The organism is Micromonospora cathayae (assembly GCF_028993575.1).
Taxonomy (GTDB): Bacteria; Actinomycetota; Actinomycetes; order Mycobacteriales; family Micromonosporaceae; genus Micromonospora; species Micromonospora cathayae.
The window spans coordinates 6,821,981-6,846,656 of the sequence record NZ_CP118615.1 but is presented as its reverse complement, the minus strand read 5'-3'; the positions used below and the strand labels follow the sequence as shown (position 1 = coordinate 6,846,656).

The window sequence follows — 24,676 nt, the reverse complement described above, 5'->3', positions numbered from 1 at the left end:
GCACCGGCGGCCCGTAGTGCTGCGACCCTTCGCTTCGTGGCGTTGCGATGCCGCCTCAGCAGGGCGGGAAGGCACCGCCGGGGCCAGGGACCGCCGCCGTCGTCGGGAACGACGCTGCCGGCAGAGGGGGTGAACCGACCTCACCCGGATGGGACGGGGGTGACAGCCGGCCCGCCGTGCGGCACGATCTGGATCGATCGCGTCACCGACGGCGACGAGGGCGGGCGATGAGCACCGAGACGGAGACCGCGGCCCCCACTCCGGGCACCCCGGAGCGGACCGGGCCCGGGTGGACGCTGCTGCTGCTGCGGCTGGCACGGCACGAGTGGACCCTGGTGGTGCTCGGGTCGCTGCTGTTGGCGGCGGTGCTGACCTGGCCCACCCTGGCCGACCTGACCGGCACCATCCCGCAGGACACCGGTGACCCGACGTTGCAGGCGTGGCAGGTGGCCTGGGGCGGCCACGCGCTGCTCACCGACCCCACCAGCCTGTGGCACTCGAACACGTTCTACCCCGAGCCGTACACCTACGCCTACTCGGACACGCTGCTGGGCTACGCCCCGACGGGCCTGGTCGGGGACGGGCCGGTGGCCGCCGTGGTCCGCTACAACCTGCTGTACGTGCTGGTGCACGCCCTGGCGTTCGTCGGGGCGTACGTGCTGGCCCGGCAGTTGGGGGCGGGCCGGGCCGGCTCGGCGGTGGCCGGGGCGGCCTTCGCGTACGCCCCGTGGAAGCTGGCCCAGGCCGGGCACCTGCACGTGCTCAGCATCGGTGGGATCGCCCTGGCGCTGGCGATGCTGGCGCGGGGGCACGGCTGGTCGCTGCGGTACGGGTACCGCCCGGAGCGGGCCCGTCCCGGCTGGGCGGTGGCGGGTTGGCTGGTCGCCGCCTGGCAGATCAGCCTGGGTTTCGGCGTCGGCCTGCCCTTCGCGTACGTGCTGGCGTTGGTCTGCCTGACCGCGGCGGGCGGCTACGTCTGGTCGACCTGGCGGCGGCGGTCCCGGCCGCCGTTCCCGCGCGGGCTGCTCCTGGCCGACCTGGCCGGTGGGGTCTTCTTCGCCGGGGTGGCGTTGTTCATGGCCGCTCCCTACTTCGAGGTGGTGGAACGTCACCCCGAAGGTCGGCGGACGGTGGCCCACATCGAGATGTTCTCCCCGCCGTTGCGCGGCTTCCTGACCGCGCCGCCGGAGAACTGGCTGTGGGGCGAGCGGCACGCGGCCGCCCGGGAACTGCTCGGCTTCCCGAACGAGATGACCCTGCTGCCGGGGGTGGTGCTGCTCGGGCTGGCCTGCGCCGGGCTGGCCTTCTCGGCCTGGCGGCTGCGGCACCGGCTGCTGCTGCTGGCCGGGGTGCTGGTGACCGGGGCGCTCGCCATGGGCACCCGGTTCCTCGGCGACGGTGACCCGGGCTACGTCACCCTGGTCGAGCACGCTCCGGGCTGGGACGGCATCCGTACTCCCGGTCGGCTGGTGCTCTGGACCACCCTGCTGCTCGGTCTGCTGGCCGCCGGCGCGCTGACCCGCACGACCGGCGACCAGCCCGCCACCGGGCCCGGTACCCCGCCCTCCGGGGCCGATCCGGCTCAGCCCTCCGGGGCCGATCCGGCTCCGTCATCGGTGGCCGAGCCGACGCCACCCTCCGGGGCCGGGCCCACGCCGTCCGACGACCAGCCGGCCACCGGGGACGGCCCGGCGTCGCAAGGGGACGGTACGGCGACCGGGGACGGCGCGCCGCTGACCGGGGACGGCCCGTCGACGCAAGGGGACGGTGCGGCGACCGAGGGTCGGGGCTTCGCCCGGTGGGGACGGGCGTTGCTGGTGCTGCCGTTGCTGCTGGTGCTGTTGGAGGGGGTCAACCGCACCCCGCACGTGCCGGTGCCGGAGCAGCCGGCGGCGTTGCGCGGGGTCTCCGGTCCGCTGCTGGTGCTGCCCAGCGACGGCATCCGCGAGCTGCACGTGATGCTCTGGTCCACCGACGGCTTCCCGCAGGTGGTCAACGGGCTCGCCTCGTTCGTCCCGGCCAGTCAGGCGGAGATCCGCGCGGCCAGCCTGAGTTTCCCGGACGCCGGCTCGGTGGCGTACCTGCGGCAGCGCGGCATCCGGACGGTCGTGGTGCTGCCGGGGTACGCGGTCGGCACCCCCTGGCAGGACGTGGCGGCCCGGCCGATCGACGGGCTGGGTATCCGACGGGAGCCGGTCGGCGACGGCTTCGTGTACCACCTGGGCTGATCGAAGAGGGCTGCTCAGCATCGACTTAGTTGGGAGTCCTTCCGAACTCGGGGTCCGAACGGATACTGTGAGGTTCTTCCACGGCAGCGGGAGCCAGCGCGCCGGTGGGGGGAGCCAGGGCAGCTCCCCGGATCACGTCGTCCGCCCGACACGGCCGTTCGCCGCCGTGTGCCGGGCGTCCCGGACCCTGCCCGGGTCACCCCCGAGAGGAACCGCGTGATGCGGAGAAGTATCGCCGGCGCGGCCGTGGCCGTGCTCGCCGCCACCACGGCCCTGCTGGCCGTCCAGATCACCGCCCCGTCCGGTACGGCGACCGCCGCCGCGGCCGACCCGTACTCCTGGAAGAACGTCCGGATCGACGGTGGCGGCTTCGTCCCCGGCATCGTCTTCAACCCCACCGAGAAGAACCTGATCTACGCGCGTACCGACATCGGCGGGGCGTACCGCTGGGAACAGGCCACCCAGTCCTGGACGCCGCTGCTGGACTGGGTGGGCGCCGACAAGTGGGGCTGGAACGGCGTGGTCAGCCTCGCCACCGACCCGGTGCAGACCAACCGGCTCTACGCGGCGGTCGGCATGTACACCAACGACTGGGACCCGAACAACGGCGCGATCCTGCGCTCCACCGACAAGGGCGCCACCTGGCAGGCCACCGAGCTGCCGTTCAAGAACGGCGGCAACATGCCCGGCCGGGGCATGGGGGAGCGGCTGGCCGTCGACCCGAACCGCAACAGCATCGTCTACTACGCCGCCGAGGGCGGCAACGGCCTGTGGCGCAGCACCGACTTCGGGGTCACCTGGGCCAAGGTGACCACCTTCCCGAACGTCGGCAACTACGTCGCCGACCCCAACGACTCCAGCGGCTACCAGAGCCAGAACCAGGGCCTGACCTGGGTCAGCTTCGACAAGAGCACCGGTACGGCGGGCAGCGCCACGCAGACCGTCTACGTCGGTGTGGCGGACAAGCAGAACCCGGTGTACCGGAGCACCAACGGCGGCACCACCTGGGAGCGGATCCCCGGCCAGCCCACCGGCTACCTGGCCCACAAGGGCGTGGTGGACCACGTCGGCGGGTACCTCTACATCGCCACCAGCGACACCGGCGGCCCGTACGACGGGGCGAAGGGCGACGTCTGGAAGTTCAACCGGGCCACCGGGGCGTGGACGCAGATCAGCCCGATCCCGTCCAGCAGCACCGACGCGTACTTCGGCTACAGCGGACTCACCATCGACCGGAAGAACCCGAACACCCTGATGGTCGCCACCCAGATCTCCTGGTGGCCGGACGCGATCTTCTGGCGCAGCACCGACGGCGGGGCGACCTGGAGCCGGATCTGGGAGTTCACCAGCTACCCGAACCGCAGCAAGAAGTACACCATGGACATCAGCTCGGCCCCCTGGCTGGACTTCGGCGTGAACCCGTCCCCGCCGGAGGAGTCCCCGAAGCTGGGCTGGATGAACGAGTCGGTGGAGATCGACCCGCACGACTCGAACCGGTTCATGTACGGCACCGGCGCGACCATCTACGGCAGCACCGAGCTGACGAAGTGGGACACCGGCGGCACGTTCACCATCAAGCCGATGGTCAAGGGGCTGGAGGAGACCGCCGTGCTCGACCTGGTCAGCCCGCCGACCGGCGCGCCGCTGATCAGCGCCCTGGGCGACATCGGCGGGTTCCGGCACACCGACCTGAACGCGGTACCGGCGAAGATGTTCACCCAGCCGGTCTTCACCAGCACCACCAGCCTGGACTACGCCGAGACCAACCCGTCGGTGATGGTGCGGGCGGGTAACTTCACCGATGCCGACCGCCCCAACGACAGCCACGTCGCGTTCTCCACCGACGGCGGCGCGAACTGGTTCCAGGGCACCGAGCCCGGCGGGATCAACAACGGCGGTACGGTCGCCGCGGCGGCCGACGGCAGCCGCTTCGTCTGGGCCCCGGGCGACGCCGGCCAGCGGGTCGTCCACTCGGTCGGCTTCGGCAACACGTGGACCGCCTCGACCGGCATCCCGGCCAACGCGACCGTCGAGTCCGACCGGGTCGACCCGAACGTCTTCTACGGCTTCAGCGGCGGCCGGCTCTACGTCAGTACCAACGGCGGGGTCAGCTTCACCGCCTCGGCCGCGACCGGCCTGCCGGCCACCGGGAACGTCCGGTTCAAGGCGGTACCCGGCCAGAAGGGCCACCTGTGGCTGGCCGGTGAGGGCGGGCTGTGGCGCTCCACCGACTCCGGGGCGAGCTTCACCAAGCTGGCCGGGGTGAGCGCCGCCGGCAGCGTCGGCTTCGGCAAGGCCGCCCCCGGGCAGACGTACCCGGCGTTGTACCTGTTCGGCACGGTCGGCGGCCAGCCCGGCGTGCACCGGTCCGACAACGTCGGCGCGAGCTGGGTCCGGATCAACGACGACCAGCACCAGTACGGCAACGCGGGTGACGCGATCACCGGTGACCCGCGCGTCTACGGCCGGGTGTACCTGGGCACCAACGGCCGGGGCATCCTGGTCGCCGACCGGCTGGGCGGCAACCCGACCCCCACGCCGACCACCCCGACGCCGAGCCCGACCACGCCCACCCCGACGCCCACCACCCCGACCCCGACCCCCACCGCGCCCACGCCGACCCCGACGTCGACCCCGACCGGTCCGCCGCCGCCCACCACCCCCGGCCCGATCCTCGGCTGCCGGGCCACGTACACGGTGGTCGGCTCCTGGTCCGGTGGGTTCCAGGGCGAGGTGACCGTACGTAACTACGAGGACATTCCGATCACCGGCTGGACGGTGACCTGGACGTACGCGAACGGTGAGAAGCTTACCCAGATCTGGGGCGGCAAGCTCACCCAGACCGGGAGCGCCGTGACCGTGCGCAACGCCGACTACAACGGCTTCCTCGCCACCGGCCAGAGCACCACCTTCGGCTTCCTGGCGAGCGTGCCCGGCGCCACCGGCACTCCCACTCCCACCTGTTCCTACTCCCGCTGAGTCCGCCTGCCCCCGGCCCCGCCTCGACCGGCGGGGCCGGGGGCACCGGAGGGGATCGATAGGATGTGATCTCCATCGGGTGGAGGAGCGGGCATGAACGAGACCAGGACGGCGTACCTCACCGCGGCGCGCTCGGCGCTGGCCCTGCTCGGCGAGCCGGCCGTGGCGCGGCGGTGGGCCGAGCCGAGCGCGCTCGCCGAGTTCCGGGTGGGCGGGCTGGCCGGTCACCTGGCCGCCCAGATCCTCCGGGTACCGACGATGCTCGACCAGCCGGTCCCGGCGGGCGCGCCGGTCGGTCTGGCGGAGCACTTCGGTCGGGTGCCGTGGTTGGACGCCGGGCTGGACGACGAGGTCAGCGTGGTCGTCCGCCGGATCGGTGGCGAGCTGGCCGGGCCCGGCCCGGCCGCGCTGCTGTCCCGGGCCGGGGAGACGCTGGAGAAGGTGGCCGGGGTGCTGGCCGAGGCACCGGTCGACCGGTTGGTGGTGGTGCCCGGGGGCTGGTCGCTGACCCTGGACGACTTCCTGGTCACCCGGCTGCTGGAGATCGCCGTGCACTCCGACGACCTGGCGGTCAGCGTCGGCCTGGACACCCCCGAGTTGCCGGCCGAGGTGATCGATCCGGTGTTCACCCTGCTGGCCCGGCTGTCGGCCCGTCGGCACGGGCAGCCGGCGGTGCTGCGGGCGTTGTCCCGGTCCGAGCGGGCCCCGGCCGACATCACCGCCTTCTGACCGGCAAGCCGCCGGCCCGGCGGAAGGTCCTGCCGGCTGTCGGCCTGCGGGATGGTCCTGCCGGCTGCCGGCCCCTGGACGGGCCGGCCTCCGGAATCGTTCGAGCCCCCGGTCACCGTTGACCGGGGGCTCGACGTCTTCGGTGGGGGAGGCGGGCTCAGCCGTCCAGGCCGGCCGGCGAGCTGGGCTTGTCGACGTCGACGAACTCGATGTCGTCCACGTTCCGATCGCCCCGGCTGCCCACGGCCCGGGCCGCCGTTCCGGCCGCCCAGCCGATCGCCGCGCCGGCCAGGGCGGCCCCGACGAGCAGCGTCCAGGGCAGCGCGGGCCGGCGTCCGGCGAGCGCGTCGAAGGCGCGTACCGCTCGGCGGCGGGCCTCCTCGGCGGCCGAGCCGACCAGGTCACCGGCCTCGTCGGCCAAGGTGAGGCCGCTGTGGCGGGCGGTCCGGGCGGTGTCGCGGACGCTGGTGCCGGCGGAGTCGACCGCGGATGTCAGGTGCCGCCACGCCTGGTCGGCGATCCGCTCGGGCCTGCTCCGGCGTTCCAGCAGTGTGGATCCGAACATCCTGGTTACCTCCCTCGGGTACCGGCGGCCACATCGGACCACGGTGTCAGGTCGGGGGCTGCGGTCCGCCCGTCCCCACCAGGTGCCCAACCGGATGGGGACGCAAACCCGCCCGGTGACGTCGATCACCGGCCGATCGGGCCGGCACCGTCACCGGGCGGGGTGGAACCTCTGGGCCGGACGGCCCGAAATCAGCGCAGGGTCACCACGGCGGTACCACGGGCGAAGTCGTCGTCATCGTCATCGTCGTCGTCCCCCGCGCCGCCGAAGCCGCAGGCCAGCACCATGGCGAGCAGGGCGCCGACGCCGGCCAGCCCGAGAAGCCTCTTGATCATCGATAGGTCCTTTCGTCGCCGCCAGCAGTCCTCCGGCTGATGCTAGGCCCGCTGGTCAACGGTGCCAGGACCGCAGGTCAACGGTGCTGAGCCCGCTGGTCGACGGCCGGCTGGCCGCTGTGCCACCCCGGTCGGGGCGCGCCCGGATCGACGGGTGCACACCCCGTCGGTCGACGCCAGCTACCCTTGGTCCGCGGAGCGCACCGAAACCGGGATCGGACGTTCGGCATTTGCGAGGAGAAAGTCCGGACAAAGGCGACTTACCGCGCCCTGGTCCGCGAATTGCTCATCCCCGGGGGTGGCGACCGAGGCTGTCGGAGGAATACTCTCGGTCGCGGCCCGCGTACTGATGAGGCGCCCGGAGACGGGCGAGTGGAGGTGCTCGCGTGAGCCTGTCGATTGTGAAGTCCGTCCTGCCCGGTGGCGTCATCGAGATCGCCCCGCGCGGTGAGATCGACGTCGACACCGCGTACGAGGTACGCGAAGCCGTTGTCGAGGTGCTGGCCAAGGGCCGCCCGACGCGGATCGAGCTCAACATGAGGCTGGTCACCTTCATCGACTCCGTCGGCATCAGCGCGATGGTCGCCGGCTTCCAGACCGCCGAGGTGAGCGGGGTGAAGCTCGCCGTCACCGAGCCGAGCCGCTTCGTGCACCGGCAGCTCTGGGTGACCGGCCTGCTCGGCCTCTTCGGCGCGCCGGAGCCGTACTTCGCCGGTGCCGCCGCCACGCCCGAGCCCGAGGTGCTCCCGGGCGGCTGACCGTCGCGGCGGGCGGGGTGACCCGCTCGCGCCGGACAGCGCTGCCGCCGTGATCCGTCGGCGGGTCCAGAGGGTCAGGTGGGCCGCCAGTCCTCGCCACTGAGTCCGGACAGGTCGATGTCCGTGGCCTCGGTGACCGCCCGGATCGCGGTGGCCGAGGCGTACCCTTCGGCCAGCCAGAACAGGTCGCTGCCCGGCTGGACGGCCGGCCCCGGCTCCACCAGCGAGGTACGGACGTACCCGTGGCCGACCTCGGTGACCGTCAGGTGAACCTGACCGAAGTCGGCCAGGGTGGCCCGGCGTACCCCGCGCAGCCGCTCGTACGGCAGGTTCGGGGCGTTGACGTTGAGCACGCTCTGCACCGGCCCGGCGGTCAACCGGGGGAGCAGGTCCAGCGCCACCCGGGCGGCGGTCGACCAGTGCCACTCGGCCTCGGGCACCCGGATGCCGGCGGGCCCGGCCGGACCGTCGTCACCGACGGCGCTACCGACCGGTTCGTCGTCGCCGACGGTGTGACCGGCCGGTCCGCCGCTGCCGGCGGTGTGACCGGCCGGGCTGCCGCTGCCGGTGGGGCTGCCGATCAGCCCACCCTCGCCGGCGGTGACGACGCTGGCCGGGGGGACGTCCAGTGAGACGGCCATCGCCCGGCACCCGTTCGCGGCTGCGGTGAGGGCCGCGCCGACCGTGCCGGAGTGCAGCACGGCCCGACCGACGTTGGCGCCCCGGTTGACGCCGGAGAGCACCACCGCCGGCGGTGGGCCGAACGCGCCGTGCAGGGCGATCAGCGTGACCAGGCCGGGTGAGCCGCCGACCCCGTACACGGGTACGCCGGGCAGCTCGGGGAGGGGATGGTCCCGGACCACCACGTGCCCCTCGCGTTCCACCGCCGTCAGCGCGGCGCTGGTGCCGGCCGCCTCGGTCAACGGGGCGGCGACCACCACCTCCAGCCCTCGGCGGACCGCCGCCCCGGCGAGCCGGGCCAGCCCCGGGGCGGCCACCCCGTCGTCGTTGGTGACCAGCACCCGCAGGGTCATCGTCCGGCCGTCACGCCGGCGGGGGCGGGGAGGTTGCCGGTGCTCACCTGCCGCCTCGCCCGCGGGTACCCGTCCGGGTCGTCCATGGTCGCCCGCCTCTCGTCCGCTCGCGCGGGGCGGGTTCCCCGGCCAGGGCCGGTCATGCGACCCCTTTCGGGGGGCCACGCCCGGACGGCGACGGCCCGCCACCCCCGGGCGTGGGGGTGACGGGCCGGGCGCACGCGGTCAGTAGACCGACAGGTGTACGTGGTTGGTGTGGTCGCTGGACGGGTCGCCGTTGGCCCCGCTGTACGACTTCCATCCGCTGCTGGGCAGCCAGATCTGCCTGTACCAGATCACGTACAGCACGGCGAGCCGGTCGGCGTTCTTGATGAAGAACGCGGCCAGGTTGTTGCCGTAGGTCCGGTCGCCGCCGGTGGCGTCCCCGCCGAAGCCGCCCTTCTGCGCGGCGAAGTCGCAGGCCCGCCCCTTGGGGTGCTCACCGGACCCGCCGGACCGGTAGCAGGAGACGTACCGGGTGAAGCCGGCCGCCTTGGCCTGGTTGAGCGCGTGCAGCGTACGTGGGGTGATGCAGCCGTTGGCCGGGGTCGGGTCGTTCACGCTGCACGACTCGGACGGCCAGGAGCCGTCGGAGTTGCGCGGGGCCGGCTTGGCGGTGGCGACGGTGCCCGACGACCTGTTGCCGCTTCCGCTTCCGCTGCTGCTGGCCTTCGGCGCGGCGTTGTTCCGCGCGGCGACGACCAGGGCCCGTTCGGCCTGCTGCTTGCGCTTGGCCATCACCTCGACCTGTTTCCGCTGCTCGACGATCTCCTTGGCCAGCGCCGCCTTGGTCTGGTTGGCCTTGTCCCGGGTGGCGAGCAGGCCGCGCAGTTCCCGGTCCTCGTTGGCGGCCACCGCGTCCAGTGCGGCGGCCCGGTCCAGGAAGCCCTCCGGGGAGTCGGCGCTGAGCAGCGCGGAGACCGGACCGAGCCGTCCGGTCCGGTACGCGACTCCGGCGATCGCGCCGACCTTCTGGTCGCGGACCACCAGGTCGGCCTCGATCGTGCTGAGCTGTGTGTTGATCGTCTTCTGTCGGGCGACCGACTTGGCCAGCGCGTCCTTGGCTTCCAGCCAGCCTTTGCTGGCCGCCTCCAACTGGGCGCGCAGCGCCGGGGTGCCGCCCTCCGGGTCGTCCCCGGGGGCCCTGGCCGTCAGCGGGGGTGCCGCCGCGGCGGGAACCACGGCGGCCGGTGCGGCGGCGACACCGAGGGCGAGTGTCGCGGCGATCAGCGCCGCCATCCGGCCGGTGATACGTCGTACGGGTGCCACTCCTGGCATGGACATGTCCTTCCGTCAGCCGCCGACCGGGTTAGCTGACGGGTTCGGGACGGAAGATCCCTACCGCGCGGACGCGGATGCACCCCAAGAACATGGTTCCCCGGCTCGCCCAGCTGGGCGATTAGGCGACGGTCACCGCAGGCGCCGGTGGGCGCCGCCCGGCGATGACCGGGTCCGAGACTACCGAAGCCGACGCATCAGCCGCAGCGTTCGTCACAGCCGTCCCGGGAGACGACAACGGCAAATCTGGCATAGGCGGACAATACACGCCTAGATTTAAGACTGCCCTAATTACCACTCGATCCGGCCGCAGGCCCCGGGTGACTCGCCGGGTTCGACCTGCAACGTGGCGTGCTCGATGTGGAAGTCGTCGTGCAGGGCGGTACGCGCGGCGGCCAGCACACTGCCGACCTCGGCCGCCGGTTCCATGGTCAGGTGGGCGGAGGCCACCTCCATCCCGGAGGTGAGCGTCCACAGGTGCAGGTCGTGCACCTCGGCCACCCCGGGCACCGCGCTGAGCCGGTCCCGGACCGCGTCCACCTGCAGGTGCTCGGGGGCGGCCTGCACCAGGATGCGCAGCGCGGCGCGGGCCAGCCGCCAGGTGCGCGGCAGGATGAACACGCCGATCGCCACCGCCACCAGCGGGTCGGCCCACCACCAGCCGGTGGTCATGATGAGCAGCGCGGCGGCGATCACGCCGACCGAGCCGAGCAGGTCGGCCAGCACCTCCAGGTACGCCCCGCGCAGGTTGATGCTCTCCTTGGCGCCCTCGCGCAGCAGCCCGAACGCGACCAGGTTGGCCAGCAGGCCGAGCACCGCCACCACCAGCATCGGCCCGGTGGTCACCTCGTGCGGGTCACCGAACCGGCGGACCGCCTCGACCAGCACGTAGACCGCGACCCCGGACAGCAGCAGCGCGTTGGCCAGGGCGGCGAGCACCTCCAGCCGGTACAGCCCGAAGGTGCGCTGGGCGTCCCGCCCGCCGCGCCGGGCCGCGGTGATCGCGGCGAGCGCCATGCCGATGCCGAGCACGTCGGTGAACATGTGCCCGGCGTCGGAGAGCAGCGCGAGCGAACCGGTGGCGAGGGCGGTCACCGCCTCCACCACCATCAGGGTGGCGAGCAGGGCGAACGCCGCCCAGAGCCGGCCCACGTGCCGTTGCGCGGCACCCGCAATGCCGCCGTGGTGGTCATGACCTGCGCCCACGCCCACACCCTCCGTCCCCGTGCCGGACCGGATCCAATGTATGTTCACATCGCTATGTATGCAAGTAACGGGCGCGGCGACCGACGCGGGCAGCACGCTGCGTGCGTCGGCCGGGTGCGCGGGGGCGGCCCTGCGGGATCACCGTGCACCCCGGGAACCGGGGCGGAGCCCGCTCAGGCCACCGGGTCGAGGGTGGTCAACCGCTGGGTGGCCCGGGACAACGCGACGTACAGGGTGCGTACCCCCGAACCGGACTCGGCCCGGATCTCACCCGGCGCGACCAGCGCCACCCCGTCGTACTCCATGCCCTTGGCCTGGAGGCTGGTCACCACCTGGAGCCGGGGCGAGTCCAGCCCGCCCAGCCAGCCGGCCACCTCGTCCCGGCGCGGCACCGGCGTGATCACGCCCACCGTGCCGGCCACCTCGTCCAGCAGCGCGGCGACCGCCTCGACGGTACGGGCGGCCAGCTCCGCCGCCGGCACCCGCAGCTCCACCGGGGGCACCCCGGTCGACCGGACCGCGGTCGGCAGCGGCAGGTCCGGGTGCACCGTCCGGATCTCGGCCGCCGCCACCGCGAAGATCTCCGCCGAGTTGCGGTAGTTGGTGGTCAACGTGAACTCGTGCCGCTTCCGCCGGCCGAGCGCCTGCTCCCGGGCCCGGGACAGCTCCACCGGGTCCCCGGTCCACGCCGTCTGCGCCGGGTCGCCGACCACCGTCCAGGACGCCAACCTGCCCCGCCGGCCCAGCATCCGCCACTGCATCGGCGAGACGTCCTGCGCCTCGTCCACCACCACGTGCGCGTAGTCACGGTAGTCCGCCGGCCGCTCCCGGGCCGCCGCCCGCTCCGCCCGCTGCCGGTCGGCGAACGTGCTCAGCTCGCGCACCCCGCCGGCCAACTGGAACGGGTCACGCCGGCGGCGGGCCGGCTTCATCGGCTGGCCGAGCAGCGCGTCCAGCTCGTCCAACAGGGCGATGTCGGCGATGGTCAGGCCGTCGCGGTCCAGCGTCCGCCAGGCCGCCGACAGCGTACGGATCTCCGCGCCGGACAGGATCCCCCCGGCGTACCGGCGCAGCCGCTCCGGCCGGGCCAGCCAGCCGAGCACGTGGCGCGGGTGCAGGCGCGGCCACCACGCCTTGAGGAACTCCCGGAACTCGGTCCGCTCGGCCAGCTCGTCCTCGAAGGCACGCTGCTCCGGCAGCCCCCGGATGCCCAGCTTGCGGGCCTGCGCCCAGAGCGCGGCGAAGATCCCGTCGAACCCGGCCCGGCGGACCTCGTTGCGCCGCGCGCCCCGGGGCACCGCCCGGGTCCGGATCGCGTCCAACTCGTCGCGGCCCAACCGGAGCAACTGCCCCCGGTACAGCAGCCGCAGCTCCTCCGGGCCGTCCGGCACCGCGTCCCGGGCCGCCCGCTCCAGCACCCGACGCATCCGCAGCGAACCCTTCACCGCCGCCACCTCCGGCGGATCGGTCCGGGTCGCCGACAGGCCGGGAAAGAGCGAGCCGAGCGAGCGCAGGGTGGCGGTCTCCTCGCCGAGCGAGGGCAGCACCGAGGCGATGTACTCGACGAACACCGTCGACGGGCCGACCACCAGGATGCCGCCCCCGGCGTACCGGCTGCGGTCGGAGTAGAGCAGGTACGCCGCCCGGTGCAGGGCCACCGCCGTCTTGCCGGTCCCCGGACCGCCGGAGACGATCGTCACCCCCGAGCCGGGGGAGCGGATCGCCTCGTCCTGCTCCCGCTGGATGGTGGCGACGATGTCCCGCATGCCCCGCCCGGTGGCCCGGGACAGGGTGGCCAGCAGCGCGCCGTCCCCGACCACCGGCATCTCCGGCGGGGCGGCGGCCGGGTCGAGCAGGTCGTCCTCGATCCGGGTCACCCGCTCCGCCGAGGACCCGATGGTGCGGCGGCGGACCACGTTCAGCGGCTGCGCCGGGGTGGCCCGGTAGAACGCGGCGGCGGCCGGGGCCCGCCAGTCCACCACCAGCGTCTCGGCGTTCTCCCCGCGTACGCCCAGCCGGCCCACGTGCAGCACCGACCGGTCCCGCAGGTCGAGCCGGCCGAACACCAGCCCCTCGTGCTCGGCGTCCAGCAGGTGCCGTCGCTGCGCGGCGTGGAAGACCATCGCGTCCCGCTCGACCAGCGCCCCGAAGGTGCCCACACGGGCCAGCTGGTACCCCTCCCGTTCCGCGCGGGCGGCCGACCGCCGCAGCTCGGCCAGCCGGGCGTACACCCGGTCGAGATGCCGCTGCTCGACGGCGATCTCCTGCTCGAGGGTGCTCTGGTCGGTCACGCAGGTGCTCCTGGAACGGTCGGCGGCCAATGGTGCCGGACAGGCGCCGACGTGCGCCAGCCTGACCGGGTGAGGGTACGGGCAGCAGCTCGACCAGCGGTCGGGCCATCCCGAAGTCGGCGCGGTTGCGCCCACTATGTCGGATTCCCGCCGTCGGTCCGCCGGGTCGGGTCGGTGTCGTTCCCCGCCCAGACCGGCCACCGCCACCACCGCGGGCCGGGAACTGCTCGCCTCCGCCGAGGAACGCGGTGCCGAGCAGCGACAGGGACGGTCAGCCCAGTGGTTCCAGGGCGGCGGTGTCGTCGAGGGCCTGCCGGACGACGCCGAGCAGGGCGGCGTTGACCTCGTCCGGTCGCTCCATCATCAACATGTGCCCGGCGCCGGGGCAGACCGTCAGGTCGGTGGTCGGCAGCGCCCCGGCGATCGACTCCGCGCACGGCGGCGGGGTGAGCCGGTCCCGGTCGCCGACCAGCGCCGCCGCCGGGACGTTGCCCAGCTCGGTCAGGGTGTCCAGCCGGTGCTGGGTGCCGATCGAGGCCCGGAAGCCGCCGATCGAGCGGAGCGTGGCCCGGGCCACCGCCGAGGTGACCAGCCGGATGTCCGTCGGGTCGCACCGGTCGCCGAAGAGCAGCCAGCGCAGCGACGGCCGCAGCGCCCGCAGCAGGGCCCGTGGGGGACGCCACGCGCCGCACCGGGCCAGCACCCCGGCCCCGGTGGTCTCGGCCAGGCGGATCAGCCGGGCGATCCGGGGCGAGAGCCCGTACGCGGTGTGGGTGTGCCCCTCGGCGGTGGTGGACACGAAGACCAGACCGGCGGTACGGGCGGTGAAGTGCCCGGGGTGGCGGTGTGCGTACTCCATGATCGTCATACCGCCCATGGAGTGCCCGACCAGCACCACCGGACCGGTCGGCGCGACCTCGTCCAGCACGGCCGCCAGATCGTCGCCGAGCTGCGCCAGGGTGGCCGTACGCAGGGCCATGCAGCTCGACCGGCCGTGGCCCCGGGCGTCGTAGGCGACCACCCGGACCCGCCCGGCGGTCAGCTCCTCGAGCCCGGCGAGCTGCCGGTGCCAACTGCGCCCGTCCAGCGTCCAGCCGTGCAGCAGGACCACCGTCAGCTCGGCGTCGGCCGGCCCGGTCGTCTCCACGTGCAGCCGTACGTCGTCGGGAAGCCGCACCTCGAACTGCTCCGGCATGGCCACCTCCCCAGGGAACCGGACGAACTCCACCGCCGGGTACCCGGCGGTAACCTTCCGGCTACCCGCCATGAGACCACGCCAACCGTGTCGGCGAGAAGATTCCCGGGCCGGTGTTTCACCGGCCGGAAAATCCATCGACGCGAATCCCGTCCACGACGACGAGAGCCGCCCGCCGGACTCCCGGCTGGACGGCTCTCGTGGTGTCGCGTGGGTGGTGACCCGGCGCGGTGCTGGCTCAGCCCTCGAAGACGCCGGCCTCGACCAGCCGCTTCTCGGTGGCGTCCCAGCCGTCACCCGGGTGGGTGGCGTTCAGGTTGTTGATCTCCGCCCGGATCTTGGCGGCGTGCCCGGCGGCGGCCAGCACCCGGATCTCCTCGACGAAGGCCTCGGAGTCGGTGCGCAGGTGCGCGGTCTTGCCGTTGGTCAGGTTCCGCACGTAGGCGTGCTTGCCGCCGTTGAGCGGGATGAGGTACTTGAACTCGCCCAGCACGCTGAGGGCGCCACCCTGGCCAGCCTGGCCGGCCCGGACTGACGCGCGCGCGGTCTTAGAGGTGTTGCTCGCCACGGAGGTACTCCTTGCAAGACGTACGGGAGGACGGGAACGTCCGGGGGCTTGTGCGGACACCCCCGCTAGGAGGCGAGCCCGCAGTCAGGTGCGGCGGCGAGGCCGCGAGGTGCTGCTGGTGGCGGCGGAACCGCCGGGTGGTGCCGTTCCGGCGGCGGAACCGCCGGGGTGGTGCGTGACGGTGGAGGCCGTCGGGTGGTGCTGATGTTGCTGTCGGCGGCACAGACCGCCGAGTGAACTGTACACGATCCCGACACCCGGTCGGTCGGCGTGTCGCCTCCCGTCCGGCCGGTCGCGACCGTCCCCAGCGACAACCGCGCCCACCTGCGCGGCTATTCCATCCGGCGAGTTTTCCGATTCCCTGGCGCATCATCCGTCACAGCAGTCATCATGTGTTACCTGGTACCACTTGGCGATCGAGGTCGTAGGGGAAGACGCACCTCGCTCTCCGGGAGGTCCACCGTGCCAACGCGTGGCGTCGTATACGTCCACTCGACCCCGCTCGCCGTGTGTCCACACGTCGAGTGGGCGATCGCGCGCGTCCTCGTCGCGCCGGTCAACCTGCAGTGGACGGCCCAGCCCGTCGATCCCGGCGCCCGCCGGGCCGAGTGCGGGTGGACCGGTCGTCCAGGGACCGGCGCCGAGCTGGCCGCTGCCCTGCGGCAGTGGCCCATGATCCGTTTCGAGGTGACCGAGGAAGCGAGTCCCGGCGTGGACGGCGAACGCTTCATGTACGTCCCCGGCCGGGGGCTGTTCCGGGCCACGGTCGGCGCGGCCGGCGACATCCAGCTCGGCGAGGACCGGCTGCGTGCCATCATGGCCGCCGCCCGGGGCCCGGAGGCTCTCGCCCACGCCCTCGACAAGGCCCTCGGCACCGCCTGGGACGCCGAACTCGAGCCCTACCGCTACGCCGGCGACGGCGCCCCCGTAACCCTCCTAACCCGAGTCGGCTAACCCCCACTCCCCCCCCCCGGCTCCCCGCCCCCCCCGGCTCCCCGCCCCCCCCGGCTCCCCGCCCCCCCCGGCTCCCCGCCCCGCCCGGTCCCCGGCCCGCTATCCCCCGTTGACCATGAAGTTGGTGACACGACACGCCGGGTGGGGTGACAACAACTTCATGATCAACCGCTGGGGGGCGGGGTGGGGTGGGGGAGTGGGTGGGGTGTGGGGGATTTGCGGGGGGTGGTGGGGGGCTGATGGGATGGGGGCGTGTCGTCCCTCCTCCGGCGCGTCGGCGTCGCCTCCGTCCTGCTGGCCGTCCTGACCTCCTCGGGGTGCGCGCAGAGCAGGGGAGAGACACCCGGGGGACCGGGCGGGCCGAGCGGCACCCCGACCACCAGCCCCACCCCGGCGGCCAGCGCCACCCCGGCCGGCGATCCGGCCGCGCGGGCGGCCGAGCTGGTCGCCCGACTCGGCGACGAGGACCTGGTCGGGCAGGTGCTGATGCCGTACGCGTACGGCAGCTCGGCCACCGACGTGTCACCCGGCTCCGCGCGCGGCAACCAGGCCCTCGCCGGGGTGTCCACGCCGGCCGAGATGGTCACCAGGTACCGCCTCGGCGGGCTGATCCTGGTCGGCTTCTCCGCCGACGACCCGACCTCCGGCAACCAGGAGACCACCAACGTCGACAGCCCCGAGCAGGTGCACGGGCTGACCACCGGGCTGCGTACCGCCGCCGGGAAGCTGCCCGCCGGCACCGCGCCGTTCCTGATCGGCACCGACCAGGAGTACGGCGTGGTGACCCGGATCACCGACGGTGTGACCCAGTTGCCCAGCGCCCTCGCCGCCGGGGCGGCCGACGACCCGGCCCGGACCGAGGCCGCCTGGCGGGCCGCCGGCACCGAACTCGCCGCCCTCGGGATCAACCTGGACTTCGCCCCGGTCGCCGACGTGCTCGCCACCCGCAGCACGGTGATCGGCTCCCGGTCCTTCGGGGCCGATCCGGAGCGGGTCGCCGCCCAGGTCGGCGGGGCGGTACGCGGCCTCCAGGGGGCGGGCGTGGCGGCCACCCTCAAGCACTTCCCCGGACACGGGCACAGCGCCGCCGACTCGCACTCCGAGCTGCCGGTGCTCACCCAGCCCCGGAAGGTCCTCGACGCCGGGGCGCTGCCCCCGTTCGACGCCGGCATCGACGCCGGGGCCTGGGCGGTCATGTCCGCCCACCTCGACGTCCGGGCCGTCGACCCCGGGGTTCCCGGCACCTTCTCCCGCAAGCTCCTCACCGACGTGCTCCGGGGACAGCTCGGCTTCCAGGGTGTGCTGATCACCGACGGGATGAACATGGCCCCGGCCAAGCGGTACCCGCCGGGCGAGGCGGCGGTCCGGGCGCTCAACGCCGGCAACGACCTGATCCTCATGCCGCCGAACGTGACCCAGGCGTACGACGGGCTGCTCGCCGCGCTGCGGGACGGTTCGCTGCCCCGTACCCGGCTGGTCGAGGCGGTCACCCGGGTGCTGACCCTCAAGTTCCGGTTGGCTGACAAGCCCGTCCCGGACCGGTCCACCATCGGGAGCGAGGCGCACAGCCGGGCCGCCCGGGACCTGGCGACCGCCGCGGTGACCATGCTGCGCGGCTCCTGCGCGAAGGCGGCGGTGACCGGGCCGGTCACCGTCACCGCCTCGGGCGGCCGGGAGCGGACCCGGGCCGCGTTGGCCGAGGCGCTGACCGCCGCCGGGGTCCGGGTGGTGCCCTCCGGTGGCACGGTGGTGCACCTGGTCGGGTACGGCGACACCGCCGCCGACCTGAACGCCACCGCCGCCGTCACGGTGGCGATGGACACGCCGTACGTGCTGGCGAAGGCGAAGTCGCCGATCCTGCTGGCGACGTACTCGTCGAGCCGGGTGTCGATGGCCGGGCTGGCCGACGTGCTCGCCGGGAAGGCCCGGCCGACCGGCCGCGCCCCGGTGCCGGTGCCGGGCCTGTCCGCCGGAGCCTGTGCCCGCTGACCCTGTCGGCTCACCGTGCCCGCTGCCCGTTGGTCCGAGCCGGGGGGCGCGCGCGGGTCCGAGCCGGGGGGACGTTGGCCCGAGCCGGGGGACGTGCGCGGGTCCGAGCCGGGGGAGGCTGGCCCGGTCGGTGGACGCCCTGCGTCTGACGACCGTCCGGCCGGATCACGGCTGGTAGGTTCGCCTCGTCCGGTGGGCCGGCGAGGGTGGACGGGGGCGAGTGGCATGACACGGACCGGGCCCCTGCTCTCCGTGGTGGTGCCGATGTACAACGAGGAGAGCGTGCTGCCGCTGCTCGCCGCGCGGCTGCGACCGGTCCTCGACGACCTGGCCGAGCCGTACGAGGTGGTGGCGGTCGACGACGGCAGCGTCGACGGCACCGCGGCCGGCCTGGCGGCCCTGCGGGCGTCCTGGCCGCAGCTGCGGGTGCTGCGGTTGCGGCGTAACAGCGGACACCAGGCGGCGCTGGTCGCCGGGGTGCTCCGGGCCCGGGGCCGGTACGTGGTGAGCATCGACGCCGACCTCCAGGACCCGCCCGAGACGATCGTGGCGATGCTCCGGCTGGCCCGTGCCGAGGGGCTGGACGTCGTCTACGGTGTGCGGGCCGACCGGAGCACCGACGGCACCTTCAAGCGGTGGACCGCCGCCGGCTACTACCGGCTGATGCGTCGGCTGGTCGGCAAGCAGGTGCCCGCTCAGGCCGGTGACTTCCGGCTGCTCAGCCGGGCCGTCGTGGAGGCGCTGCGGGAGCTGCCCGAACGCGCGCCGGTGCTCCGCCTGGTGGTGCCCTGGCTGGGCTTTCCGAGCGGCGAGGTGACCTACCAGCGGGCGGAGCGGGCCGCCGGGCGGACCAAGTACCCGCTGTCCCGGATGGCCGGGCTGGCGGCGGAGAGCGTCACCAGCTTCTCCGCCGCGCCGCTGCGCTTCGCCACCTGGCTCGGTCTGGCCGGGGTGGTGGTCTGCGCGTTGCTGGTGGTCGTCGCGGTGGTCGCCTGGTTCGCCGGGGCCACGGTCACCGGCTGGCCGTCGCTGTACATGGCGATCCTCTTCCTCGGCGCGGTGCAACTGCTCTGCCTGGGCCTGCTCGGCGAGTACGTGGCCCGGATCTACACCGCCGTGCAGGGCCGCCCGGCGTACGTCGTCGCCGCCGACAGTGCCGACGACGCCGGGGACCGCGACCCGGTCGTCGGCGGGGAACGGACCGGTGACGGTGGCCCGGTCGGCCAGGTTCCGGGACCGGCCGCGCTGGCCGACAGCCTGCGGTGACCGCGCTCGCCACGGCCGCCCCGTCGGGTGTCGCGCCGACCCGCCGTCCGGTCGCCGTCCGCTTCGCCCCGCTGGCTGTCGGGTTCGCGTTCGTCGCGGTCACCCTGCTCGCCACCGGCACGCCCGCCGTCGACCTGGCCCGTTTCACCGGGTACGCGTCGCTGGCCGTCCTGCTGCCGGGCACGCTGGTGTACCGGGCGCTGCGGTCCCGCCCGCACACCCTGGTCGAGGACCTCGCGGTGGGCGCGGCGGTCGGGCTGGTGCTGGAGCTGGCCGGCTGGGCGGTGTTCGTCGGGCTCGGCGTACCGGGCTGGCTGTGGCTGTGGCCGCTGGCGGTGGTCGGGCCGTTCCTGGTGGTGCCCCGGCTGCGCCGGCACTGGCGGGTCACCGGGTACACCCCGGTTCCGGCCGGCTGGGCCTGGTCGCTGGTCGGGGTGGTCGCCGGGTTCACCCTCTACCTGGCCGAGTCGTTCCTGCGGCCCAACCCGGTGCTGCCCACCGACGAGGGCCAGGCGCAGTACATCGACCTGGCGTTCCAGCTCTCGTTGGCCGGTGCGGCCACCCACCAGATGCCGCTGGACGTGCCGCAGGTCGCCGGGGAGCCGCTGCACTACCACTGGTTCGGTTTCGCCCACCTGGCGGCGGCCAGCCTGGTCAGTGGCGTCGACCTGCCGACCGTCTTCTTCCGGCTGGGGGTTCCGGCGTTGTGCGCGCTGGCCGCCGTGCTGGTGGCGGTGGTCGGCTGGCGGGTCACCGGCCGGGCGCACGCCGGGGTGGGCGCGGCGGCGCTGATGTTCACTATCGGCGAGTTCGGTTACGAGAACGGCATCCGGCAACTGTTCGGCACCCAGGCCACCTTCATCGTCTGGGGCAGCCCGTCGATGACGTACTCCTGGGTGCTGCTGCTGCCGCTGATCGCCGCGCTCGGTGAGATCGTCGGCCGGGCCCGGGGGAGTACGGTGCCTCCGCTCGGCCGGGGCGGGTGGCTGCTCGCCGCGCTGTTCCTGACCGCCTCCACCGGGGCGAAGGCCAGCTCGGTGCCGGTGGCGTTGGCCGCGCTCGCCTTCACCGCGTTCATCCTGCTGGTGACCGGTCGGCGGACGGCCGGTGCGGCCGATGCCCGGCAGGTGGCCGGCGCGGCCGAGGCCCGGCCGGTGGCCGGTGCGGCCGATACCCGGTGGCCGGGGGGCCGGCGGCCGGGCGCGGTCCTCCGTCGGTCGGCTGCGGTGCTGCGTCGGTCGGCTGCGGTCCTCCGTCGGCCGGCCGAGGTGCTGCCGCGGGTGTTCGGTGCGGTGGGGTTGGCGCTGGCCGCCCAGCTTTTCGCCACCGCCGTGCTGTTCCGGTTCGAGAGCCACGGGGTCACCGTCGACCCGTTCTCCGGGCTGCGACCGTACGTGGGGACGCACGGCTTCTGGCTCTGGCTGGCGGTGTCGGTGGCGTTCCTGCTCAACCTCCAGCTCCGGCTGGCCGGCGTGGTGGCCCTGGTCGGGCTGCGCCGGGGCCGGCTGGAACCGGTGCAGCTGCTGCTGCTCGGCGGGGCCCTGGCCGGGCCGGCGATCTACCTGCTGGTCGGTCATCCGGGCAGCAGCAACCAGTACTTCGTCCGGGCCGGTTTCGCGTTCGGGGTGATCCTGTCCGCCTGGGGTTACGCCGAGCTGTTGGACCGGGCGGCGCTGCCGGCCCGGGGGCGCGCTTTGCTGGCCGCCGGGGCGGCCGGGTTCGCCCTGCTGATCACCCTGATCCAGCTGCACCATCCGGCCGCCGTCGGGCCCGGCCCGGCGTACGGGCCGGTGCTGCCGTTGCTGCGTTGGGTGGTGGCGTTGGCGGTGCTGGCGACCGTGCTGGGGCTGCTCTGGCCGGCGTTGGTCGGCGGCTGGCCGGCGCTGGCCGGGCGGGGCGCGGTGGTGCTGCTCACCGGTGCGCTGGTGGCCGGTGCCCCGGGGCTGGTGCTGGACGCGGCTGCCGCGCGGACGTACCCCAACGGCGGGGCGTACGCGGTGGTGCCGATGCCGGCGTCCCGGGTGGAGGCGGCCCGCTGGGTGGCGGAGCACAGCGCCCCGGACGACGTGCTCGCCACCAACGTGCACTGCCGGGTGGTGACCGACGACGGCTGGTGTGACGCCCGGTCGTTCTGGCTCAGCGGGTACGCCGAGCGCGCGGTGCTGGTGGAGGGGTGGGCGTTCGCGCCCCGGATGGTGGGTCTGCCCGGTGGGGCGTACGCCCCGTTCTGGGATCCGGAGCGGCTGCGGGTCAACGACGCCGCGTTCACCGCGCCCACCGCCGCCGGGCTGGCCGTGCTGCGCGACCGGTATGCGGTGCGTTGGCTGGTGCTCGACCGGGAGGTCACCGCCGAGCCGCCTGCCCTCGCCGACCTGGCCGACCTGCGGTTCCGTAACGACCGGGTGAGCGTCTACCGGCTGCGGTAGCGGAAGGGCACCCCGACCAGGCGTGCTGGCCGGGGTGCCCGTGTTCCTGGTGTGCTCAGCGCAGCGGCACCTGGTGGGCCAGGGCCGCGCCGCCGGACTCGTACGCGGCCAGCAGGCTGGTGGGCGTGCCGTCCGCGACGGGCACCGTCACGGTCACCGTCCGGCCGGCGGTCAGCTGCACCGTACGGTCGCCGAGGGAACGGTCACCGTCCCAGGCGTACAGGTAGGCGGTGCCGGTGCGGTCGGCGCGTACGGTGACGCGTACCCCGTCGGTGGTGACCCGGGTGCCGGTGATCCGCAACGCCCGCTCGGGCAGCTTGGCGACGGAGGCCGGGGCCACCCCGTCCACCGCGGACTGTGCGATGGTCTGCGGGCTGTGCACGCTGCGGGCGGCGGTGTCCGGGAAGACCGGCTCACTGGCCTGCCGGGCGGGCGGGTTGTACCCGGGCAGGGTGACCAGCCCGTACCGGTACGGGTCGGCGCGGACGCCGGTGAAGGTGGACCAGCCGAGCCGGGACTGCGAGCTGAGGTCCTGGGTGTCCGAGTCGTAGACCAGCACGTTGAAGCCCATCCGGCGCGGGTCGACCGCGTCCGGCAGCACCGCGAACGGGATGCTCGCCTCGATGGTGTAGCCGGTGTACGGCTCGCTGACCTTGCTGACCACGGTCATCCCCGGCGCGGTGGTCGCGCCCGGCCCCTGCCGGTTGTCGGCGTCACGCTGCCAGCACGGCGGGTTGCCGCCCGCCGGGTCGTCGGTGATCGGGAAGATGCCGGCCTTGAACACGGTGGAGGTGTCGGTCGAGTTCCCCTTCGGGTCGACGATGATCTCCACGCTGTCGGTGCGGCGCTGCCGCTTGCAGTCCTGCGGCACGACCTTCTTACCGAGCACGTCGTCGGTGACCCGCACGAACACCTTCAGCGCGTCCTCGGTGTACGCGATCCGGCCGACCGCCGAGGCGTCCTGCGGAGTGGTGGCCTGCCCCTCCCAGATCCGGGAGAAGTCCAGCTCCTCGCCCGGGTACTCGCCCGGTGTGGCCTCGCCGTCGACGGCGTGGTCGTGCCCGGCGTGCGGGACCTCGCTGGTAGGCACGATCTCCAGCGCGCCGGTCTCCACGTTGGTGCCGGAGCCGCTGGTGGTGGTGATGGTGATGCCGTAGTCGCCGTTCTCGCCACCTTCGTTGGCGGTGGGCAGCGACGGGTCGCTGTTGGTGACGGTGAAGGTGACCGCGCCGGTGGCCCCGGCGGCCAGGCTGGGGTAGCTCTTGGTCGCCGCGTCGGCGGTGAAGCCGGCCGGCAGGCCGAGGGTGACGCTGCCGCTCTGCGCGGTGGTGCCGTGGTTGCGCAGGTCGACGCGCACCTCGCGGCTCTGGCCGGAGCCGAGGGTGAGTACCGGCTTGATCAGCGTGTCGAGCTGCGGGTAGCCCTCCGCGCCGGCCCAGTCGCGGAAGATGCCGACCTCGGGCAGCGGTTCGAGGGTGCCCCGGACGTCGGCGACCACCCGGACGGCCCGGTCGGTGCGCCCGGTGCCCTGCCCGGTGGTCAGGGTCGCGCCGAGCAGCGACTGCTGGTTGGTGTCGGCGTCGGCGGGGACGGTGACGGTGAAGGTGGTGGTCTTCTCCTTGCCCGGCGCGACCGCGCCGCGCAGCACGCCGGAACCCTTGGCGGTCCAGCCGTCGGGCAGCCGCAGCGACACGGTCGGCCTGGTGAGCGCCCGCTTGGCGGCCCGGACGTGCGCGGTGACCTCGACGGTCTGCCCGGGGGCGAGGTCGAACCGGTCGGTGGTCAGGTAGAACTCGCTGTCCTCGGGGAGACCGCCCGGGGCGGCGGGCAGCACCGAGCCGCGCAGGATGGCCTCGGGTGAGGTGTCCGCCGGGTCGTACGGCACCCGGCTGTCGACGAGGGTGTAGAAGTCGCAGCGCATCCGGGCCGGGTCGGTGGGGGCGGCGGCGGTGTTCGCCCAGCCCTGGGTGACGTAGTCGCGGCGGGCGTCCACCTCGATCTCGCCCCAGGTCTTGCCGGTGCGGCTCACGGTGCCTTCCCAGACCCCGAAGACCTGGTCGGTGGGGACGGTCGGGGTGAAGCTGGTCGCGCAGGCGGGGCCGGTGGACGAGCTGCCGGTGCCGCCGGTACGCAGGAACTTCGCCGCCCGGAACGGCTTGAGGCCCTCCCGGCTGAGCTGCTCGGGGAACGCCTTCGGGTCGGCGGCGGCGTGGAACGCCTCGGCGGCGAACCGGGCGGCCTGCTGGTGGTTGCCGTGGTTGCCCGGGGTGGGGGACGGGTTCATGGTCATGACGATCTCGGGCCGGGTGGTCCGGATGACCCGGACGATCTGGGCGAGGGTGTCGTCGTGGCCCCAGATCTGCTCGGACAGCGGCGCGGAGGCGGTGTACCAGAAGTCGACCCGGTCGAGGTTGTAGAGGTTCTCCACCCCGGCCCGGCCGATGGCGGTGCGCTCCTCGCGCTCCCGGATGATGCCCAGCGGCGGGCCCTCCTCGAGGCCGACGGCGTTGCCGCCGCCCTCGCCCCGGGTGATGGTGACGACGCCGGAGCGGACGCCGAAGTTCTCCTTCCACTGGCCGAGGGTGGCGAGGCTGCTGGCCTCGTCGTCGGGGTGCGCGCTGACGAACAGCACGTCGAGGTCGACCGCGTCGGTCGGCCGGGAACCGGCGGTGTCGCCCGACCGGGCATCGGTGGTGTCGGCGGGGGCGGCGAGGGCGGCGGGTGCCCCGGACAGCGCCAGGGCGAGCGCGGTGGGTAGCAGGAACGCCTTGAATCGCATGCAGATCCTTCCGCGGAGCGCGGGGTCGGGGCAGCGACCGTCGGCGTCGGACACCGG

17 protein-coding genes and 1 riboswitch are annotated in these 24,676 nt (G+C 73.9%); of the genes, 8 read left to right on the top strand and 9 right to left on the bottom strand.

Annotation, left to right across the window (positions count from 1 at the left end; all coding sequences use genetic code 11):
- Nucleotides 1–227: 227 nt before the first annotated feature.
- From PVK37_RS30110 to PVK37_RS30100, 3 genes are all read left to right on the top strand, one after another.
- On the top strand, nucleotides 228–2,228 hold the full coding sequence (locus PVK37_RS30110) for a hypothetical protein (RefSeq protein ID WP_275031219.1): 2,001 nt from the start codon (nucleotides 228–230) through the stop codon (nucleotides 2,226–2,228).
- A 219-nt stretch (nucleotides 2,229–2,447) separates the two neighbouring features.
- Nucleotides 2,448–5,207: a cellulose binding domain-containing protein gene (locus PVK37_RS30105; RefSeq protein ID WP_275031218.1), complete on the top strand. Its 2,760-nt coding sequence runs from the start codon at nucleotides 2,448–2,450 to the stop codon at nucleotides 5,205–5,207.
- A gap of 93 nt (nucleotides 5,208–5,300) precedes the next feature.
- A complete protein-coding gene (locus tag PVK37_RS30100) occupies nucleotides 5,301–5,936 on the top strand; it encodes a maleylpyruvate isomerase N-terminal domain-containing protein (protein ID WP_275031217.1) in 636 nt (211 codons plus the stop codon).
- Between the two features lie 157 nt (nucleotides 5,937–6,093).
- On the opposite strand, the gene PVK37_RS30095 is transcribed toward PVK37_RS30100, so the two are convergent.
- Complete coding sequence (locus PVK37_RS30095; protein WP_275031216.1) at nucleotides 6,094–6,501, bottom strand: hypothetical protein; 408 nt, start codon at nucleotides 6,499–6,501, stop codon at nucleotides 6,094–6,096.
- A 191-nt stretch (nucleotides 6,502–6,692) separates the two neighbouring features.
- Nucleotides 6,693–6,836, bottom strand: a complete 144-nt coding sequence (locus tag PVK37_RS30090) for a hypothetical protein (RefSeq protein WP_275031215.1) — start codon at nucleotides 6,834–6,836, stop codon at nucleotides 6,693–6,695.
- 386 nt (nucleotides 6,837–7,222) lie between these two features.
- On the opposite strand from PVK37_RS30090, the gene PVK37_RS30085 reads away from it, so the two are divergent.
- Nucleotides 7,223–7,594 (top strand): STAS domain-containing protein, encoded by a 372-nt coding sequence (locus PVK37_RS30085; RefSeq protein ID WP_275031214.1) that lies wholly within the window; start codon nucleotides 7,223–7,225, stop codon nucleotides 7,592–7,594.
- 74 nt (nucleotides 7,595–7,668) lie between these two features.
- Here PVK37_RS30085 and surE read toward each other — a convergent pair whose 3' ends face one another.
- The 6 genes from surE to PVK37_RS30055 form a co-directional block, all read right to left on the bottom strand.
- The gene (gene surE, locus PVK37_RS30080; protein ID WP_275031213.1) at nucleotides 7,669–8,628 is read right to left on the bottom strand and encodes a 5'/3'-nucleotidase SurE; all 960 of its coding nucleotides are present in this window, start codon (nucleotides 8,626–8,628) and stop codon (nucleotides 7,669–7,671) included.
- Nucleotides 8,629–8,853: 225 nt separating this feature from the next.
- Complete coding sequence (locus PVK37_RS30075) at nucleotides 8,854–9,945, bottom strand: coiled-coil domain-containing protein (protein WP_275031212.1); 1,092 nt, start codon at nucleotides 9,943–9,945, stop codon at nucleotides 8,854–8,856.
- Between the two features lie 4 nt (nucleotides 9,946–9,949).
- Nucleotides 9,950–10,083: riboswitch (cyclic di-AMP (ydaO/yuaA leader) on the bottom strand.
- 153 nt (nucleotides 10,084–10,236) lie between these two features.
- Nucleotides 10,237–11,157, bottom strand: a complete 921-nt coding sequence (locus tag PVK37_RS30070; RefSeq protein WP_423790971.1) for a cation diffusion facilitator family transporter — start codon at nucleotides 11,155–11,157, stop codon at nucleotides 10,237–10,239.
- Nucleotides 11,158–11,324: 167 nt separating this feature from the next.
- Nucleotides 11,325–13,442 carry a HelD family protein gene (locus PVK37_RS30065; protein WP_275031210.1) on the bottom strand — a complete coding sequence of 706 codons (2,118 nt, stop codon included), beginning with the start codon at nucleotides 13,440–13,442 and terminating at the stop codon, nucleotides 11,325–11,327.
- Nucleotides 13,443–13,713: 271 nt separating this feature from the next.
- The gene (locus PVK37_RS30060) at nucleotides 13,714–14,637 is read right to left on the bottom strand and encodes an alpha/beta fold hydrolase (RefSeq protein ID WP_275031209.1); all 924 of its coding nucleotides are present in this window, start codon (nucleotides 14,635–14,637) and stop codon (nucleotides 13,714–13,716) included.
- Nucleotides 14,638–14,875: 238 nt separating this feature from the next.
- Nucleotides 14,876–15,205 carry a hypothetical protein gene (locus PVK37_RS30055; RefSeq protein WP_121655853.1) on the bottom strand — a complete coding sequence of 110 codons (330 nt, stop codon included), beginning with the start codon at nucleotides 15,203–15,205 and terminating at the stop codon, nucleotides 14,876–14,878.
- 462 nt (nucleotides 15,206–15,667) lie between these two features.
- Here PVK37_RS30055 and PVK37_RS30050 point away from each other — a divergent pair, with 462 nt between their 5' ends.
- The 4 genes from PVK37_RS30050 (at nucleotide 15,668) to PVK37_RS30035 (ending at nucleotide 21,840) form a co-directional block, all read left to right on the top strand.
- The gene (locus PVK37_RS30050) at nucleotides 15,668–16,159 is read left to right on the top strand and encodes a DUF3145 domain-containing protein (protein ID WP_275031208.1); all 492 of its coding nucleotides are present in this window, start codon (nucleotides 15,668–15,670) and stop codon (nucleotides 16,157–16,159) included.
- 252 nt (nucleotides 16,160–16,411) lie between these two features.
- Nucleotides 16,412–18,148: a glycoside hydrolase family 3 protein gene (locus PVK37_RS30045; RefSeq protein WP_275031207.1), complete on the top strand. Its 1,737-nt coding sequence runs from the start codon at nucleotides 16,412–16,414 to the stop codon at nucleotides 18,146–18,148.
- Between the two features lie 225 nt (nucleotides 18,149–18,373).
- Nucleotides 18,374–19,414 (top strand): glycosyltransferase family 2 protein, encoded by a 1,041-nt coding sequence (locus PVK37_RS30040; RefSeq protein ID WP_275031206.1) that lies wholly within the window; start codon nucleotides 18,374–18,376, stop codon nucleotides 19,412–19,414.
- The gene (locus PVK37_RS30035) at nucleotides 19,411–21,840 is read left to right on the top strand and encodes a hypothetical protein (protein ID WP_275031205.1); all 2,430 of its coding nucleotides are present in this window, start codon (nucleotides 19,411–19,413) and stop codon (nucleotides 21,838–21,840) included. The genes PVK37_RS30040 and PVK37_RS30035 overlap by 4 nt, the downstream gene beginning before the upstream one ends.
- 55 nt (nucleotides 21,841–21,895) lie before the next feature.
- On the opposite strand, the gene PVK37_RS30030 is transcribed toward PVK37_RS30035, so the two are convergent.
- Nucleotides 21,896–24,619 (bottom strand): sugar-binding protein, encoded by a 2,724-nt coding sequence (locus PVK37_RS30030; RefSeq protein WP_275031204.1) that lies wholly within the window; start codon nucleotides 24,617–24,619, stop codon nucleotides 21,896–21,898.
- Nucleotides 24,620–24,676 lie beyond the last annotated feature (57 nt).

Coding starts and splice junctions, on each gene's coding strand:
- PVK37_RS30110 (WP_275031219.1), top strand. CDS start 228: ATGAGCACCGAGACGGAGACCGCGGCCCCCACTCCGGGCACCCCGGAG.
- PVK37_RS30040 (WP_275031206.1), top strand. CDS start 18,374: ATGACACGGACCGGGCCCCTGCTCTCCGTGGTGGTGCCGATGTACAAC.
- surE (WP_275031213.1), bottom strand. CDS start 8,628: ATGACCCTGCGGGTGCTGGTCACCAACGACGACGGGGTGGCCGCCCCG.
- PVK37_RS30090 (WP_275031215.1), bottom strand. CDS start 6,836: ATGATCAAGAGGCTTCTCGGGCTGGCCGGCGTCGGCGCCCTGCTCGCC.
- PVK37_RS30030 (WP_275031204.1), bottom strand. CDS start 24,619: ATGCGATTCAAGGCGTTCCTGCTACCCACCGCGCTCGCCCTGGCGCTG.
- PVK37_RS30060 (WP_275031209.1), bottom strand. CDS start 14,637: ATGCCGGAGCAGTTCGAGGTGCGGCTTCCCGACGACGTACGGCTGCAC.
- PVK37_RS30095 (WP_275031216.1), bottom strand. CDS start 6,501: ATGTTCGGATCCACACTGCTGGAACGCCGGAGCAGGCCCGAGCGGATC.
- PVK37_RS30105 (WP_275031218.1), top strand. CDS start 2,448: ATGCGGAGAAGTATCGCCGGCGCGGCCGTGGCCGTGCTCGCCGCCACC.
- PVK37_RS30075 (WP_275031212.1), bottom strand. CDS start 9,945: ATGCCAGGAGTGGCACCCGTACGACGTATCACCGGCCGGATGGCGGCG.
- PVK37_RS30100 (WP_275031217.1), top strand. CDS start 5,301: ATGAACGAGACCAGGACGGCGTACCTCACCGCGGCGCGCTCGGCGCTG.